Origin of the sequence: Bradyrhizobium sp. 6(2017) (assembly GCF_011058295.2) — a bacterium.
In the GTDB taxonomy this organism is placed as follows: Bacteria; Pseudomonadota; Alphaproteobacteria; order Rhizobiales; family Xanthobacteraceae; genus Bradyrhizobium; species Bradyrhizobium septentrionale.
Map to the genome: position 1 here is coordinate 6,030,920 of NZ_CP049289.2, position 15,006 is coordinate 6,045,925.

Sequence of the window (15,006 nt, forward strand, 5' to 3'; positions counted from 1 at the left end):
CCGCCCCCGCGAGACGACGGGGCACCGACGTGGCGAACGGCTCGCAACGGGAATTGGGAGTGCGGCTCGGCTTCGCCAGCGAGACCGGCAAGCGCGCCGCCAATGAGGACTATGTCGCGGCGTGCTTCGGCACGCCGGGCACGCTGCACCGCGACGTCGTCGCGGCGGTCGCCGACGGCGTCGGTGGCCACAAGGGCGGACGCGAGGCCGCGGAGGTTGCCGTCCGCAGCTTCATCGACGCCTATTATTGCCTGCCCGAGACGCTCGGCGTCCGCCGCCGCGCCGCGCGGGCGCTCGAAGCCACCAACAGCTGGATCTATGGTCAGGGGCGCGTCGATGCCGCACGCAGCGGCATGGCGTGCGCGTTTTCCTCCGTCATCCTGTCGCGGCGGCAGTGCCATGTGATCCATATCGGCGACACCCGCGTCTATCGCCTGAGCGATGGACGCCTGGAACGGCTGACGCAAGATCATATCGCCGGCCGCGGCGATCTCGCGCACCTGCTCAACCGCGCCATCGGGTTCGAGGAGTTCGCCCGCTTCGACTACACCTCGGTCGGGCTGCGGCAACATGACCGCCTTCTGATCTGCAGCGACGGGGTGCACGGCGCGCTCGGCGATTCCCGCCTGCTGCATTTGCTCGAGGAGCGCACGCCGCCGGAGGAGTCGGCCAAGAGCATCGTCGAGGCCGCACTCGCGGCCGGCAGCAGCGACAACACCACCGCGCTGGTGCTCGACGTCGTCGACCTGCCGCCGGCGGATCGTGACGAGCTCACCCACTCGATCGCAACGCTGCCGATCGGCGATCTGCCGGAAAGCGGCGACATCGTCGACGATTTCGCGCTCGGCGACGTGCTGTCCGACGGACGCTACAGCCGCCTGTTCAAGGCGGTCGACAAGCGCGCCGGCCGCGAGGTCGTGCTGAAATTCCCGCATCCGCGGGTCGCCAGCGAGGGCTCCTATCGTCTCGCCTTCGTCCGCGAGGCATGGGTCGCCGCGCGGGTACGCAGCCTGTGGATCGGCGAGATCATCGAGGTGCCGGCGGAACGGCGGACCAGGCTTTATTCGGCGATGCCGCTCTATGACGGCGAGACGCTGGAGCAGCGGCTCAATCGCGCGCCGCGGCTGTCGCTGACCGAAGGGATCGGGATTGCCACCAAGCTGGTGCGCGCGGTGACGGCGCTGCATCGCGCCGGCATCATCCATCGCGACATCAAGCCCGACAATGTGATCCTGCTGAAGGACGGCGGCTTGCGGCTGGTCGATCTCGGGGTCTCGCGCGTGCCGCTGCTGGAGGATTTTCCGGCCGAGGACATTCCGGGCACCGCGAGCTACATGGCGCCTGAGCTGTTCGGCGGCAAGGCGGGCGATGAGGCGTCCGACCTGTTCGCGCTCGGCGTCACCGTCTACCGGATGTTCACCGCGAATTATCCGTTCGGCGAGATCGAGCCGTTCTCGCGCCCGCGCTTCGGCAAGCCGGCGCCCCTGTCGCGCTACCGCCCCGATTTGCCGGCCTGGCTCGATGCGGTGATCGGCAAGGCGCTCAGCGTCGAGCCCGCGCAGCGCTTCGGCGACGCCATCGAGTTCGCGCACGAGCTGGAGAACGGCGCGACCTGGGCCGGCCCCGCCGTCACGACCCGGAAATCGCTGCACGACCGCGATCCCGTGACGTTCTGGAAAGTGCTGTGCGCCATCCTGGCCGTGATCGTCGTGGTGCTACTGGCGCGGCACTAATCCGGCAGGCTGAGCATCCGCACCAAGACCCGGCTTGTGTCGCGATCAGGCAACCAGCAACGCTGCCGCCCGCGCAAGCGGAACGGCGTCGTCGCCGAGCACCAGTGCGATGGCGTCGCGTTCCCACGCATCGTCGGCCGGCGCCAGCGGGTCCTTCGCGGTCAGGCGATGCTCCAGCACGAACCGCGACAGCAACAGCCGTCGTGCATCGACCTCCGCCTGGCAGCCTTCCCAGGCCAGAACGATCGCCGACGCCGCATGGTAGAGCGCACTGGCCGCAAGCCGCGCCGCATGTTCCGCCGCGCGATCGGCCGCCACCTGCTCGGCAAAGCCGATCGCGCGGTCGAGCGCTGTGCGGAGGCGGTTACGAAACGGCTCCGGCAAGGCCTTCGCCTCGTCAAGCCGCGCATGCAGGGCCACGGCCAGCGCCCGCTGCGCGCCGCTCTTGCCGACGGCGCGCGTGATGATGTCGAGCGCGTTGATGTTGCTGGTGCCTTCCCAGAGCACGCCGACGTGGGCGTCGCGCACCAGCCGCGGCTGCACCCACTCCTCGATGTAGCCGTTGCCGCCGCGCACCTCCATCGCACCGGTGGCGACCGGAATGTTGTCGCGGCAGGCGCGGTACTTCAAGAGCGGCGTCAGGATGCGCAGCAGGTCCCTCGCCTGCGCCGAACCGGCATTGGCTTCGTCCATCGCGCGCGCGGCCACCAGCATCATCGACAGCGCCTCCTCGGTCGGCACGATCAACTTCATCAGCTGCCGGCGCAGCAGCGGAAAATCGATCACGCGCTGGCCGAACGCCACCCGCGAGGAGGCGCTGACTTTGGCCTCGTTGAGGCAACGCCGCATCATGGCCGCGGCGCGCACGCCGTGCGACAGGCGCGAGAGGTTGACCTGCTCCATCATCTGCTTGAGGCCCTGCTCGGGATCACCGACCAGATAGGCCACCGCATTGTCGAGACGGATCTCGCCTGACGCCATCGATTTGGTGCCGAGCTTGTCCTTGAGGCGGACGATCCGGTAGCTGTTGCGCCTGCCGTCCTTCAGGCGGCGCGGCAGCGCGAACAGCGCCAGGCCCCTGGTGCCACCTGGCGCGCCTTCCGGCCGCGCCAGCATCAGCGCGACGTCGGCATCGGCGTGGGAGCAGAACCATTTGTCGCCGGTCAGGCGCCAGACCTCGCCGTCGCGGCGCGCGACGGTCTCGACCGCACCGACATCGGAGCCGCCGGCGCGCTCGGTCATGAACTGCGTGCCCTTCCACAAGGTCGCCATGTCGTCGGACAGCATCTTTGGCAGCAGATAGGCCTTGAGTTCGTCGGAGCCGAATTTGCGGATCAGATGCGTCGAGGTGTCGGTGACGCTGATCGGGCACATCAGCCCGAACTCGGATTGCACGAACAGATACTGAAACACGTACTTGGCCACGGCCGGCAGCGGCCGGTCCATGCCGAGCACGCCGGCGCGATGGCTCATGGCGTGAAACTGGAAATCGGCGAAGGCGATCGCCTCCATCTCGCGATACGTGGGGTGATAGTCGATCCAGTCCTCGTCGCGGCCGTAAGCGTCCCGCGGATTGAGCACCGGGCCGTGCTTGTCGGCGATCCGCGCCAGCTGGTCGAGCCTGCCTCCCGCCAGCTCGCCAAGGCGGTGGAAATGCGGCTCCAGTTTCTCGCGATCCTCGCGCGACAGATAGAGGTTGAGCAGGCCGCGCAGGCCACGGTCGAGATCGTAGAAATTGAGGCCTGCGCAATCATGCGAGATGTGACGGGCCGGATCGGCCGGATTGGCGGCAGCGTCGGGGCTACGAAGATCGAGCGCGCTCATCTGCATCGGGGCTCTCCTTGTTCGGGATGGCGTCGCACCAGCCTTGCCGGTGTGCGGGATGTCATCCCCGTCTGTCTGCAACATCGAGAACCGTGGTTGCGATGTCCACCTCCGGACCCCCATGCGAGAATAATTTCAGATACGTGGAAGAAATGCCGTCCGCGCGCGGCGCGCATGCGGTCGATGCTGCACCGCGCACTATTGACCTCCGCCGGTTTCGCTGCACATTCGACAGTAGAAGGCGACACCACGAATGTTGCAGCGCACCCGGTTGGCGCTGCGCGCGCAAGGACATGAGCGGCAGCAGATGAAGGGAGCGCGCTCCGACAGCCAGTCCCCGTCGCGGCGCGGCCGCAGGCGCATCGTCGCCGAGCGGGTGCGCGCGCAACTCGACGATCCCGCGGCGACGGTGATCGAGGCCAACCGGCATGACGAGTTATTTCGCGCCGCCGACGGCAGCGCGGATCCGTCCGTCGTCAAGTCGGCGCACCGTGTGCTCCGCATCTTCGAATATTTTGCCGAGATCGAGCGGCCGGCGGCGATGACCGAGATCGCGCGGCGGCTGAACTACCCGCCGTCGAGCACGTCGGCGCTGCTGAAGAGCCTGGTCGAGCTCGGCTATCTCGAGCATGACCGGCAGGCGCGCACCTACCGGCCGACGGTCCGCATCGCTCTGCTCGGCGGCTGGCTCACGAGCGAGCGGCTGCCGGGCGCAACGCTCGATGCCATCACGCGCGAGCTGCACGAGGCGACACGGCTGACGACGTTCGTCGTGGCGCGCAACCAGCTCTACAGCCAGTACATCCGCGTGCTGCAGGGAACGACGCCGGTGCGCTATTATCTCGAGCCCGGTGCGCGGCGGCTGTTGACCCATTCGACCCCGGGCCGGGTGTTTCTCAGCCTGATGAACGACGAGGATGCGCGGCGGATCGTGCAGCGGATCAACGCCGAGGAAGCGCCGTCATCTGCGGTCCGCTTTCCGGATATCCAGCATGCGCTGGCCGTGATCCGCCGCCAGGGTTTTGCCTATACGCGCGACATGGGCACGCCCGGTCTGAGCGCGATTGCGATGCGGCTGACCGATACCGACCGGACGCCTCCGCTTGTCATCACGGTCGCTGGCCCAAGCGCGATCGTCTCCGCGGACGCCAGGGCGATCATCGGCAAGATGCGCGAGCTGGTCGAGCGTCAGTCGCCCGGCCTGCTCCCGCAGATCGACGTCGACGCGCCACCGATCGAGACCTGAGATCAGGACCCCGCGCGGCGGATCGTGATCCGGGTCTCGTCGGTCATGTCCTTCAATTCCTTGTTCGGCTCGCGATAGAGATGACGCTCGATCACGACGGTGCGGCCATCGGTGGTCTTGCTGCAGGTCTCGTCGACGAAGACGCCACCGACCTCCTGCTTGCCGCCGGCCGGCTCCGCGTTCGAGCAGGTCCAGCCGTCTTCGCCGTAGCGCGACCTCGCCTGCAGGCCGAGCAGGAAGGCCTTCTTGCGCAGATAGAGCCGTGCTTTCGGATCGGTCTCGATCGTCAGCGCCGCGATCTTGGCGTCCTGATCGATCATGACGGTCAGGATCGCCGGATGGCCGGCGACCATGGTGCCTTCCCGCGCGGTCTCGCGATCATACTCGAAGCGGATGCCGCGGAGCTGGTCCGGCCCGGCCGGGCAATTCGACCACTGCGCCCATTCAGCCAATCTGTGCGTGGTCTTCTCCCCGGCGCAGGTCAGGTTGATGTAGCCGGCGTCGGGAACGCTGCTGATCGCCATTCCGACATTGATGTCGCGCAGGTCGCCCGCGGTCGCCATCGCCGGCACCGCTGCGGTGACGGTGGCGGCGAAGACGAGGCCACGGATTGCCGATCGGTGCTTGCTCATGGCTTTGCCTTCTCGCTCTGGTCGGACGGCGCGGCGGCGTGGCCGGCGTCCTTGTAGACGTTGCAGACGCGCGAGCCATCGCCGAAGAAGGTGATGCACTCGTCATAGCTCGGCTCGCCCTTGCCCTTGACGTGGGCGAGCACGTAATCGGCGACCGCCTCGATCTCGTTGGGCCGCAGGAACACATTTGCCTCGGGCGGCATGCGGTCCGCGACATCCTGCCGGGTCATCTCGTAGCATTTCGTGGTGTCATAGGAGCCGCGCACGAAGAACGGCATGCCGGTGCCCGGCCGCCCGCACGTCACGGTCTCGATGATCTGCTCGCGCGTCAGCTCGGTCTTGCGCAGCGACAGCGCGTCGCCGCCATAGCCGCCGCCGCCATTGCCGTGCCATTTGTGGCAGCCGATGCAATTGCCGCGCTTGAACACCGCCTTGCCGGCATCGGTCGGATCGCTCGCCGACTGTGCCTGCGCCGTACTCACAAATCCCGTCACGAGCGCGCAGCCAAGCCACGCGCCAATCAACCATCCTTGCTTCATTTGTTTTGTTTCTCTGGATCAAAAGTGACGCGGGAGGCCTCTCACCGAGGCCTCCCGCGCGTGCGACGTCAAAGGGCGAACACGTAGAGCATCGAGCCCGGCTGCATCTGCTTCAGCTCGGGCGTGGCGTCGATGAACCACTTGTCCCAGGCACCGCCGAGGCCGACCAGGATCGCGACATACTGCTTGCCGTCCACCGAGAACGTCATCGGGGGCGCGTTGACGCCACCGCCGGTGTTGAACTCCCAGAGCTTCTGCAGCGACTTTGCGTCATAGGCGATCACCTCGCCGGACGGCTGTCCGGAGAACACCAGGTCGGGCGTCGCCAGGATGCCGCCGAGGTTCGGGAATTCCGTCTCCGCCTTCCCTGCCAACTTGCCAGTGGTGACGTCGATCGCGGTCACGCTGCCCGTAATCTTGAACGGCTGGCTCGGCCCGCCGCCGGTGAAGAACTCGCGCGCCTTCACCTTGTCCGGCGTCATCTCCTCGACCTTGATCCGGTTGCAGCTCTCGATCACCGGGATGTACCAGAGCTTCAGGTTCGGATTATACGCGGTCGGCGGCCAGTTCTTGCCGCCCATGTTGCCGGGGCAGATGTCCGTTTCCTTGTTGGTGCGGCTCGGCGTGACCGACGCGTTATACTTCTGCACGCCCTGCTTCGGATCATACTCCACCGGCTTGCCGGACTCGGGATCGAGACCCTTGGTCCAGGTCACCTTCTTGACGAAGGGCAGACCCCAGACGAACTTGCCACTGTTGCGGTCGATCGCATAGGCAAAGCCGTTGCGGTCGGCCTCGAGCGCGAGCTTCAGCGTCGTGTTGTTCGGACCGAGGACGTCGACCAGCACGTTCTCCGCCACGCTGTCATAGTCGTAGGGATCGTTCGGCGTGTGCTGGTAGTGCCACTTGATCTTGCCGGTGTCGGCATCGAGACCAAGCGAAGAGTCGGTGTAGAGGTTGTCGCCGGGCCGATACTCGTTGTCCCAGTCCGGTCCGGGATTGCCGATGCCCCAGACGATGGTGTTGGTCGACGGGTCGAAGCTGCCGGTGACCCAGGTCGATCCGCCACCGCTCGCCTTGGCGTTCTTGTCGTCCTTCCAGGTCTCGTGACCGGGCTCGTCCTTGCCCGGGATGGTGTGGGTGCGCCAGACTTCCTTCTGGCTCTTCAGGTCGGTCGCGGCGATCCAGCCGCGAATACCGTATTCGGCGCCCGCGACGCCCGTGATCGCCATCCCCTTGACGATCAAGGGTGCGCCGGTGATGACTTCGCCCTTGTCGGGATCGGCGACCTGGCGCTGCCAGGCAACCTGTCCGGTCTCCTTGTTGGTCGCGATCAGGCGGCCGTCGAGCGTGTGCGAGACGACGAGGTTATCCCACAGCGCGACGCCACGATTGTCGACGCCGCAGCAGGCGACCGCGCCGGCCCAGTCGTGGTCGGTCTTGGGATCCATCTTCCAGACCAGCACGCCTTTGCCGCCGTGGGCATCGATCTTGTAGACCGAACCCCAGCCGTCGGTGACGTACATGAATCCGTTCTCGACGATCGGAGTTCCCTCCAGGCCGCCATGCGACCAGATTCCGCCGCCCTCGACGCCGCCGAGATGCATGGTCCAGGCGACCTTCAGGTTCTTGACGTTGTCCTTGTTGATATCCGCCAGCGACGAGAAGCGCGTCGCCGAGTAGTTCTTGTGGTGGTGCAGCCAGTTGCCGGCTTCCTTGTCGGCATTGAGCAGACGCTCCTGGTTGACATCATCGGCGAGCGCGAAAGAGCCCGCGAAGGTCGCAGCGGATGCTACTGCCGCCGCGAGCATGTGCGATTTAACCCAATTCAACCTTGTCATAAGTTCATTTCCTCCGGATCTAGCATTCTTCATTGATCGAACCGCCCGTCACATACGGGCGATCGCGCGAGAAGCCTTGAGTCCCGACAGGTGACAGTCTCACCCGCCGCCTTCCGGTGGTCACTTCTGGACCAGCACCTCCGTCTCGATTGTTCCAGCCTTCTGGAAAACGATCGCGCATTTGAACGTCTCGCCGGGCGTGAGCGCCTGGCGCAGCTGCAGCAGCATGACGTGATAGCCGTCGCGCTTCAGCTCGAGCGTCCCCTTGGCCGGGACTGGTATATTGGATATCGAGCGCATAGCCGGCGCGCCTTCGCCGCGATCGACGATGTGACGCTCGGAAAAATTCGCGACCGGGCAGCGGACACGCAGCAGCACATCGGCGCTGTCGGCCTCGTTCTTGATCGTCATCGTCAAGGGAAGGTCCCCACCTTCTTTGTCGGCCGCCGGTACGCGCGCGTCCAAAATCTGCAAGGATTCGCTAGCGGCGGCGCGATGCATCACTCCGAACGTGCTGATCAGGCAGAATAATGGCAACGCGATCCATGATCTGCACTTAACGGTCTTGCACGCAACGGCGCAATGCAACCCCCGCTCGAACGACATCAAGTTCTCTCCCGATATGATTTTTGCGGCACTGTTTCATGCTTCGTCGCGCGCTGCCAGCAATAGATCGAGAACGCTGCATCAATGCGATTCCGGCACGCACAGCCGTCATGCTAGTTCTTTGTGCATGAGTGATCTCGATACACTTCCGCCTGTGCAGCGCGAAGCGGCGCATGCCGCACTGCGTGAAGTGATCGGCACGGCAACGATCGACGCCGTGACATCTGTTTCGGGCGGCGCCACGTCAGCGCAATTGTTCCGGATCGATGCGCGCGGCGAGAATTATTTGCTACGGATCGAGGGCATACCGAGCCCGCTGCGCAATCCGCATCAGTATGTCTCGCTTCGGATTGCCGCCGAGGCGGGCATCGCGCCGCGCCTCTATTATATCGACGAGACGTCGCGCGTCGCGATGATGGATTTCGTGCAGCGGCAGCCGCTCGGCCGCTATCCCGGCGGCCTGCCGGCGCTGGCAAGGGCGCTCGGCGAATTGCTGGCGCGCCTGCAGGCGACGCCGACCTTTCCGTCCTTCGTGCGCTATCCCGACATCGTGGCCCGGCTCTGGGCCCATGTTGGCCGCACCGGCCTGTTCGCACCCGGCGTGCTCGACCTGTGTAACGAACATCTCGAACGCATCCACGCGGCCTATATGTGGGATGACACGAACTCGGTCTCGAGCCACAACGACCCGCTTCCCGCCAACATCCTGTTCGACGGCGTCAGGCTCTGGATGATCGACTGGGAGTCCGCCTACCGCACCGATCCGCTGATCGATCTGGCTGTTGTCGGCGACAGCCTCGCACGGACGCCGGAACTGCAAGACATTCTGCATCGTGCCTGGCGCGGCCATCCGCTGAACGACGCGCTGCGCGCCCGGCTCGCGCACGTCCGCGCCCTCACCCGTCTCTATTACGCCGGCGTGCTGCTCAGCGCATCCGCCACCGCCCCGCGCACCACACCCGACACGAGCCTTGCGGCGCCGACGCTGGCCGAGCTCGCAGAGGCCACAAGCACCGGCCGGATAAAGGCCGGCACGCCGGCGGCCAAGCACGTGCTCGGGAAGATGTTCCTTGCCTCGTTCTTGACTGACGTTGCGACGCCCGGCTTCGATCTTTCGGTGTGACTAGCTGCAATTCGTGCGCGAGCCGCTGATCGGCTTCATCTCCGGCTCCGCAAGCACGCAGGTTGCGCTCAGATCGCCGTCGGGCGGCGGCACCTGGGACGGCAAGGTAAAGGTTCCGCGCGCACCGGCGGGAAGCCTGAGCTTCTTGGAGATCCTGAACTTGTCCGGCACCGTGAACGGCTTGAAGTCGCCATCGTTGATCCGAACGCCGCGGCTCATCCCGGTGACCATGAGCGCGCCGGTGTCAACCAGCTCCGCCAGACCTGCACGGCCCGGCAGTACGGAATAGTGGTTGACCGGATGCGCCGAGATCACCGCCTCGACGTCGATCTGCGCGATTCCTGCCGGGTAGTCCACCCGCACGTCGCGCCACAACAATTCTCCAAGGCCTTCCGTCGGCAACAGGATCGCGTTTCGAACCGGCCGGTCAGGAAAATGCCGCGCCGCCGGGACACGGAAGGTCCCCGCGCTCTGCTCGCCGCCGGTCTCATCCACGGCGCGTCCGAATAGCAGCGCCGCGATCTCTTCGGCACGACCATCCTTCATCGTTGCGTCCGTCGCTGGCACTAGGCATCCACTGTGTGCGGTAAAGTGGACCTTTTCGCGCGGCACGCCCATGACGCCGACAAGCGGCTTGCCACTGTGCTGCGGTCCCACACCGTTGGCGGCCGCGAACCGCTGCAGACGCGCGTCGCCCGCCTTGTCGACGGTCACGTCGGCATCGGCCACGACGCCGGCAATGCGTTCGGTCGCCCCGACGATGTCCCAGATCATCGCACCGCCGCTCGCCAGCGCGAGATAGATCGGCTCGGGTCCGGGCGCGATCTCGACGGTCGTCACAAAGGTCACCCGGTCCTGGTTGCCGACCCAGGCGTTCGAGAGCGCCTTGCCCTCCTGCGCCCCCAGAAGAATCAGACGCACCTCGCGCGGGACGGCGGGCACATCACACCCCGCCACCGCGGCTTGCAGCTGCTGTTTCCGGAGCTGAATCTCCCGCGCACGCTGCGCCGCCTGTCGGGCCTCGTTCAGGCGCTTGCCGAAATCCGCGAATTCGCCGGCGGATATCCGGCCATCGCGATCCTGGTCGATCGCGGCAAATTGGTCGCGCACGGCCGCTTCATATTCGGCGAGAGAGACGGCGCCATCTCCGTTCGCATCGAGCGTCATCGGGACGTACTGGGTCATGTTTTGCTGCCAGCTGACGCTGGCCTGATCGGCCTGCCGCTGGCCTTCCTGCCGGATTTCTGCGGCGCTGATGACGCCATCCTGGTCGGCGTCCAGCTTGAGAGCTTCGCTGACAAGCCTGTCGAGCTGCAGACGAACCTGCTCAGGCGTTGGCTCGAGCTGCACCCCGTTGGCGTGGATCATTTGCCGCGCCCGCGGCTGCATCACCGCGATGATCTCTGCCTTCGTGACGGCTCCGTCACCATCGAGATCGTAAGCCAGGACCTGCGTAACGACCTGCAAGCGCCGCTGCGCGGCCGCTATCTTGCGCAGATCGTCGATGCCTTGCGCGGTGACCCCGCGCTCGTCCGGATTGCTCTGATAGAACGCAGCCAGCATCTGCGACCTGACCTGCTCCCAGGTCACGTCCGCACGCATCGCGCCGCCCATCCTGTTGATGATCCATTCCGAATTGGCGCTGGCCGGCGCAGAGAAAACGCCAAGACACATCGCCGAAGCGCCCAGAAGGCGAACCAACCGCAACCGCATTTCATACTCCACTATTCCAGGTTGAACGATGTGGCGCAGGCGCATTAAATTTGCCGTCCCGGATTGCTTCAAATTTGTCCGGGTTGCAGCGACCCTGCGGGTTGCAACGCAGGCAGAGCGTCGCGGAAGATCGTCACTCCGGTGGATTGAACGTCCGCGCGAAGAACACCGGGGCCTTGGCTTTCTTCAACCGGTAGAGCTGCGCCGGCCGGTTCGGGCCCTTGCGCATCTTCGCAACCGGCTCGATCAGGTCGGCGGCGAGCATGCGCGTGCGGAACGCGCTCTTCTCCAGCGGGCGATCGAGCACGATCTCAAAGGTCCGCTGCAATTCCGGCAGCGTGAATTCCGGCGGCATCAGATAGGCCGGCAGCGAGGTGTACTCGACCTTGCTGCGCAGGCGCTGGATCGCGGCCTGCAGGATCTCGGCATGGTCGAAGGCAAGCTTCGGCCGCACCTTCTCGCCCTCGACCGCGAACCACTGCGCATCCGCGGCCAGCGCCCCGCCCGCGGCGTGCTCGCCCAGCAATGCGAAATAGGCGTGCGTCGCAGACCAGCCGCGCGGATCCCGCGTGGCGCTGCCCCAGCTGCCGAGTTGCTCCAGATAGGGGCTGACCACGCCGGTCTTGTCCTTCAGCTTGCGCGCCGCGCAGGCTTCGAGGTCGCGATCGCCGGCGATGTCGACGAAGCCGCCGGGCAACGCCCAAGCCGCTGGAAACGGCTCGGTTTCCGCTCTTGGGCGTTGAACCAAGAGGACCTGAAGCGCGTCCGACCTGATGGCGAAGATGACGACGTCGACCGTCGTCAGCGGCCGCGGAAAGTCGAGATCCGGCTTCTCGGGCATGCTCTCCCCTGCTCCTCTAGAGCTTCTTGTCTTGACGCGTTTTCTTCACGCGAACCGGTGTCCACTTCGCTCGAAAACGCTCTGGTGGCGTGAACCGTTTCGCGCCCCGGCTTGACAATAACATACTTAGTTGTACAGTCCAACTAATTTAGTTGCTCAGACACACTTACTATAGGAGTGCACGCCATGTTCGGTCTCCGCTTCATCAAGGCCCAGCCGACCACCTACCTCATGAAATTCCGCCGCGGCGCGGTGACCCAGCAAGGCGCTGGCCTGTCCGGCTTCTACTATGGGCCGGTCACCTCGCTGGTCGCGGTCCCGATCGGCAGCCGCGACGCCGCCTTCATCTTCCAGCAGATCGCCCGCGACTTTCAGGCGCTGACCATTCAGGGCCATGTCACCTATCGGATCAGCGAGCCGCAAAAGGCCGCCGCGATGCTCAACTTCACCCTCAAGGCCGACGGCAAGACCTACGAGTCCGACGACCCGGAGAAGCTGCCGCAGCGGATCCTCGCCACCGTCGAGGTGCTGGCGCAGCAGGCAGTGAAGGAGCTGACCTTGAAGGAGGCCCTGCAGGCCGCCGACCGCATCGCCGGCTTGATCGAGACAGGCCTGCGCGGCCGCGCCGGTATCGCTTCGCTTGGCCTGGAAATCCTCGGCGTCTCGATCCGCGGCATCAAGCCGACGCCGGATACCGCCAAGGCGCTGGAGGCCGAGGCGCGCGAAGGGATCCTCAAGAGCGCGGACGAGGCGATCTTCGCGCGGCGCAATTTTGCCGTGGAACAGGAACGCGCCATCCGCGAGAGCGAGCTCGACACCGAGATCGCGGTCGAGCAGAAGAAGCGCTCGATCCGGGAGACCCAGATGGATGCCGAGGCGAGCGTCGCCGCCAAGCAGGCCGAGCTGCGCGAGGCCGGCATGGTCGCCGACATCACGCTGGAGAGCAAGCGCAAGGACTTCGTCGGCCTCAATGCCGAGAACACCCGCACGCTGGCGGATGCCGAGGCCTATCGGGTCGGGGCGCTGATGAAGATCTTCGAGGGCGTCGACACCCGCGTGATCCAGGCGCTCGCCTCAGCCGGCATGCAGCCGGGACAGCTGATCGCGCAGGCCTTCAGCGGCATCGCCGAAAAGGCCGAGAAGATCGGCCAGCTCAACGTCTCGCCCGATCTGCTGAACGCGCTCTTGGAGAAGCCCGCCGCTGTGGAGGTTGCCCGTGCCCGCCGACAATGACCGCAAGATCGTCCTCGTCACCCGCAAGACGCGGCTCGAGGAACTGATCGCAAAATACCTGACCGCGGCGCAGGCCCGCTTCTATGTCGAGCATCTCGGCGCCGACTTCTCCGACTACCAGCGCGAGCACGATGTCTACCAGGCCGAGCGCCACGTCACCGTGCGGGCGCTGGAGCAATGGGGCCGCTACCAGATCATCGACCGGAGTTTTTTGCCGAACTTCATCTTCGGCCCTGCCGACATCGTGGTGGCGCTCGGCCAGGATGGCGTCGTCGCCAACACGATGAAGTATCTCGACGGCCATCCGCTGATCGGGCTCAACCCCGATGCGAAGCGCTATGACGGCATCCTGCTGCCGTTCGTGCCACGCGATCTCCCTGCCCTGCTGCGCGAGGTCGCATCCGACAGACGCGGCCACAAGGCGGTGACCATGGCCAGGGCCGAGCTCACCAACGGCCAGGTGCTCTACGCCGTCAACGACCTCTTCGTCGGCGCGCGCACTCATACGTCAGCCGTCTACGAGATCGCGCTCGCCGGGCAGAAGGAACGGCAGTCGTCGAGCGGCCTGATCGTGGCGACCGGCCTCGGCTCGACCGCCTGGTTCAAGAGCATCGTCACCGGCTCGCTCGCGATCGCAGGCAGCTTCGGCAATGGCGGCAGCGCCCCGCCCTATCTGCCGCAGCCGTGGGACGCGGGCGTACTGCGCTTTGCGGTGCGCGAGCCGTTTCCAAGCCGCACCTCGCAGGTCACGCTGGTCTGCGGCAGCCTCGACCGCGCCGAGCGCCTCAGCCTGCGCTCGCTGATGCCCGAGAACGGCGTCATCTTCAGCGACGGCATCGAAGCCGACCGGCTCGATTTCAATTCGGGGACGGAAGCCCAGATCACAGTCGCCGAGCGCGAAGGACGGCTGGTGGTGTGAGGCCGCCGGCGTTCGCGCGGCTGGTTCACTGCGGCACCGGGTGCAATTTCGCGAGCTGGTCGATCGACAGTGTGGCCTCGCGCTCCGTCAGCGGAAAGCGCACAATGATGTCCTGGCGGCCAAGCTGCCCCCACAGCCCGTCCGACGACCATTTCTGCGGCTCAGGCCCGCGTGGGCCATCAAGCCAAACGAAATACCATTCCGTCATCGCAATGTATCCAGACGCGATCCCTGGAAATTTGGGCCTTTGGCGATCAATCCGCAATGCCCAACCGCTGCCGCGTCCGTTCGGCTATTCGTAGGGCCTGCCGTCCTTGTGCAGGAAGCGGCCGTCGGAGCTCGGGCTCATCATGTCGATGTCGGAGCAGGTGATGACGTCGGCGCGCGAGCGCGAGCCGACCTCAAGATAGGTCGCCGTCATCTGCGACCGGTTGATCAGATGGTGTCCGTTGCCGGAGTTTTTCGGAAACGCCGCGCAATCGCCGGCGCGCAGCACGGTCTCGCCGCCGTCTTCCACCAGCACCACCTCGCCCGCGAGCACATAGACGAACTCGTCCTCGTCCGAATGCCAATGGCGCTGGCTCGACCAGTTGCCCGGCGGCAACCGCATCAGATTGACGCCGAAGTCGGCGAGCCCGCCGGCGTCGCCGAGACGCTGCCGCACGCGCTCGGCGCATGGCGCGGCAAACTCGGCCGGATAACCCGTCCCCTTGCGTTCCGGCACTTTTGTCAGGTCGATCTTCGGCATGGCTGTTT

Annotated in this window: 14 protein-coding genes; 5 read left to right on the forward strand and 9 right to left on the reverse strand. The window is 65.8% G+C overall.

The genetic code is table 11. The features are described 5' to 3' along the window. Positions 1 to 59: 59 nt before the first annotated feature. The gene (locus G6P99_RS28450; protein ID WP_029083991.1) at positions 60 to 1,733 is read left to right on the forward strand and encodes a bifunctional protein-serine/threonine kinase/phosphatase; all 1,674 of its coding nucleotides are present in this window, start codon (positions 60 to 62) and stop codon (positions 1,731 to 1,733) included. Positions 1,734 to 1,778: 45 nt separating this feature from the next. Here the strand turns inward: G6P99_RS28450 and G6P99_RS28455 are convergent, their stop codons facing one another. Then, positions 1,779 to 3,563, reverse strand: coding sequence for an acyl-CoA dehydrogenase family protein (locus tag G6P99_RS28455; RefSeq protein ID WP_156928891.1), 1,785 nt, complete (start codon positions 3,561 to 3,563; stop codon positions 1,779 to 1,781). Positions 3,564 to 3,810: 247 nt separating this feature from the next. Here G6P99_RS28455 and G6P99_RS28460 point away from each other — a divergent pair, with 247 nt between their 5' ends. After that, positions 3,811 to 4,803 (forward strand): IclR family transcriptional regulator, encoded by a 993-nt coding sequence (locus G6P99_RS28460; RefSeq protein WP_165124237.1) that lies wholly within the window; start codon positions 3,811 to 3,813, stop codon positions 4,801 to 4,803. A gap of 2 nt (positions 4,804 to 4,805) precedes the next feature. Here G6P99_RS28460 and G6P99_RS28465 read toward each other — a convergent pair whose 3' ends face one another. The 4 genes from G6P99_RS28465 to G6P99_RS28480 all read right to left on the reverse strand — a co-directional run bounded on the left by G6P99_RS28465 (position 4,806) and on the right by G6P99_RS28480 (position 8,226). Then, positions 4,806 to 5,435, reverse strand: a complete 630-nt coding sequence (locus tag G6P99_RS28465) for a hypothetical protein (protein ID WP_051346154.1) — start codon at positions 5,433 to 5,435, stop codon at positions 4,806 to 4,808. After that, a complete protein-coding gene (locus G6P99_RS28470) occupies positions 5,432 to 5,974 on the reverse strand; it encodes a c-type cytochrome (protein WP_051346153.1) in 543 nt (180 codons plus the stop codon). Before G6P99_RS28470 ends, G6P99_RS28465 begins: the two co-directional genes overlap by 4 nt. Positions 5,975 to 6,042: 68 nt before the next feature. Next, entirely contained in the window at positions 6,043 to 7,815 is a 1,773-nt protein-coding gene (locus G6P99_RS28475; RefSeq protein ID WP_246709643.1) for a PQQ-dependent dehydrogenase, methanol/ethanol family, read from the reverse strand. Positions 7,816 to 7,935: 120 nt separating this feature from the next. Beyond that, positions 7,936 to 8,226, reverse strand: a complete 291-nt coding sequence (locus G6P99_RS28480) for a copper chaperone PCu(A)C (protein WP_245284626.1) — start codon at positions 8,224 to 8,226, stop codon at positions 7,936 to 7,938. 322 nt (positions 8,227 to 8,548) lie between these two features. On the opposite strand from G6P99_RS28480, the gene G6P99_RS28485 reads away from it, so the two are divergent. After that, entirely contained in the window at positions 8,549 to 9,544 is a 996-nt protein-coding gene (locus G6P99_RS28485; protein ID WP_029080268.1) for a phosphotransferase, read from the forward strand. Here G6P99_RS28485 and G6P99_RS28490 read toward each other — a convergent pair whose 3' ends face one another. Together G6P99_RS28490 and G6P99_RS28495 are read right to left on the reverse strand one after the other, a co-directional pair. Next, positions 9,545 to 11,302, reverse strand: a complete 1,758-nt coding sequence (locus G6P99_RS28490; protein WP_084518408.1) for an EF-hand domain-containing protein — start codon at positions 11,300 to 11,302, stop codon at positions 9,545 to 9,547. Positions 11,303 to 11,390: 88 nt separating this feature from the next. After that, positions 11,391 to 12,098, reverse strand: a complete 708-nt coding sequence (locus G6P99_RS28495; protein WP_029080266.1) for an NUDIX hydrolase — start codon at positions 12,096 to 12,098, stop codon at positions 11,391 to 11,393. Between the two features lie 186 nt (positions 12,099 to 12,284). Here G6P99_RS28495 and G6P99_RS28500 point away from each other — a divergent pair, with 186 nt between their 5' ends. Both G6P99_RS28500 and G6P99_RS28505 read left to right on the forward strand, forming a co-directional pair. After that, complete coding sequence (locus G6P99_RS28500; protein ID WP_029080265.1) at positions 12,285 to 13,331, forward strand: SPFH domain-containing protein; 1,047 nt, start codon at positions 12,285 to 12,287, stop codon at positions 13,329 to 13,331. Further along, complete coding sequence (locus tag G6P99_RS28505) at positions 13,315 to 14,250, forward strand: sugar kinase (RefSeq protein ID WP_029080264.1); 936 nt, start codon at positions 13,315 to 13,317, stop codon at positions 14,248 to 14,250. The genes G6P99_RS28500 and G6P99_RS28505 overlap by 17 nt, the downstream gene beginning before the upstream one ends. Positions 14,251 to 14,275: 25 nt before the next feature. Here G6P99_RS28505 and G6P99_RS28510 read toward each other — a convergent pair whose 3' ends face one another. After that, on the reverse strand, positions 14,276 to 14,458 hold the full coding sequence (locus G6P99_RS28510; RefSeq protein WP_035976650.1) for a hypothetical protein: 183 nt from the start codon (positions 14,456 to 14,458) through the stop codon (positions 14,276 to 14,278). Positions 14,459 to 14,542: 84 nt separating this feature from the next. Beyond that, positions 14,543 to 14,998, reverse strand: a complete 456-nt coding sequence (locus G6P99_RS28515) for a cupin domain-containing protein (RefSeq protein ID WP_029080262.1) — start codon at positions 14,996 to 14,998, stop codon at positions 14,543 to 14,545. Positions 14,999 to 15,006: the final 8 nt, after the last annotated feature.

What these genes read in the sequence shown, in the direction of transcription:
- G6P99_RS28455 (WP_156928891.1), bottom strand. Translation starts at nt 3,563, where the DNA reads ATGCAGATGAGCGCGCTCGATCTTCGTAGCCCCGACGCTGCCGCCAAT.
- G6P99_RS28460 (WP_165124237.1), top strand. Translation starts at nt 3,811, where the DNA reads ATGTTGCAGCGCACCCGGTTGGCGCTGCGCGCGCAAGGACATGAGCGG.
- G6P99_RS28465 (WP_051346154.1), bottom strand. Translation starts at nt 5,435, where the DNA reads ATGAGCAAGCACCGATCGGCAATCCGTGGCCTCGTCTTCGCCGCCACC.
- G6P99_RS28470 (WP_051346153.1), bottom strand. Translation starts at nt 5,974, where the DNA reads ATGAAGCAAGGATGGTTGATTGGCGCGTGGCTTGGCTGCGCGCTCGTG.
- G6P99_RS28475 (WP_246709643.1), bottom strand. Translation starts at nt 7,815, where the DNA reads ATGACAAGGTTGAATTGGGTTAAATCGCACATGCTCGCGGCGGCAGTA.
- G6P99_RS28480 (WP_245284626.1), bottom strand. Translation starts at nt 8,226, where the DNA reads ATGACGATCAAGAACGAGGCCGACAGCGCCGATGTGCTGCTGCGTGTC.
- G6P99_RS28485 (WP_029080268.1), top strand. Translation starts at nt 8,549, where the DNA reads ATGAGTGATCTCGATACACTTCCGCCTGTGCAGCGCGAAGCGGCGCAT.
- G6P99_RS28490 (WP_084518408.1), bottom strand. Translation starts at nt 11,302, where the DNA reads ATGCGCCTGCGCCACATCGTTCAACCTGGAATAGTGGAGTATGAAATG.
- G6P99_RS28495 (WP_029080266.1), bottom strand. Translation starts at nt 12,098, where the DNA reads ATGCCCGAGAAGCCGGATCTCGACTTTCCGCGGCCGCTGACGACGGTC.
- G6P99_RS28500 (WP_029080265.1), top strand. Translation starts at nt 12,285, where the DNA reads ATGTTCGGTCTCCGCTTCATCAAGGCCCAGCCGACCACCTACCTCATG.
- G6P99_RS28510 (WP_035976650.1), bottom strand. Translation starts at nt 14,458, where the DNA reads ATGACGGAATGGTATTTCGTTTGGCTTGATGGCCCACGCGGGCCTGAG.
- G6P99_RS28515 (WP_029080262.1), bottom strand. Translation starts at nt 14,998, where the DNA reads ATGCCGAAGATCGACCTGACAAAAGTGCCGGAACGCAAGGGGACGGGT.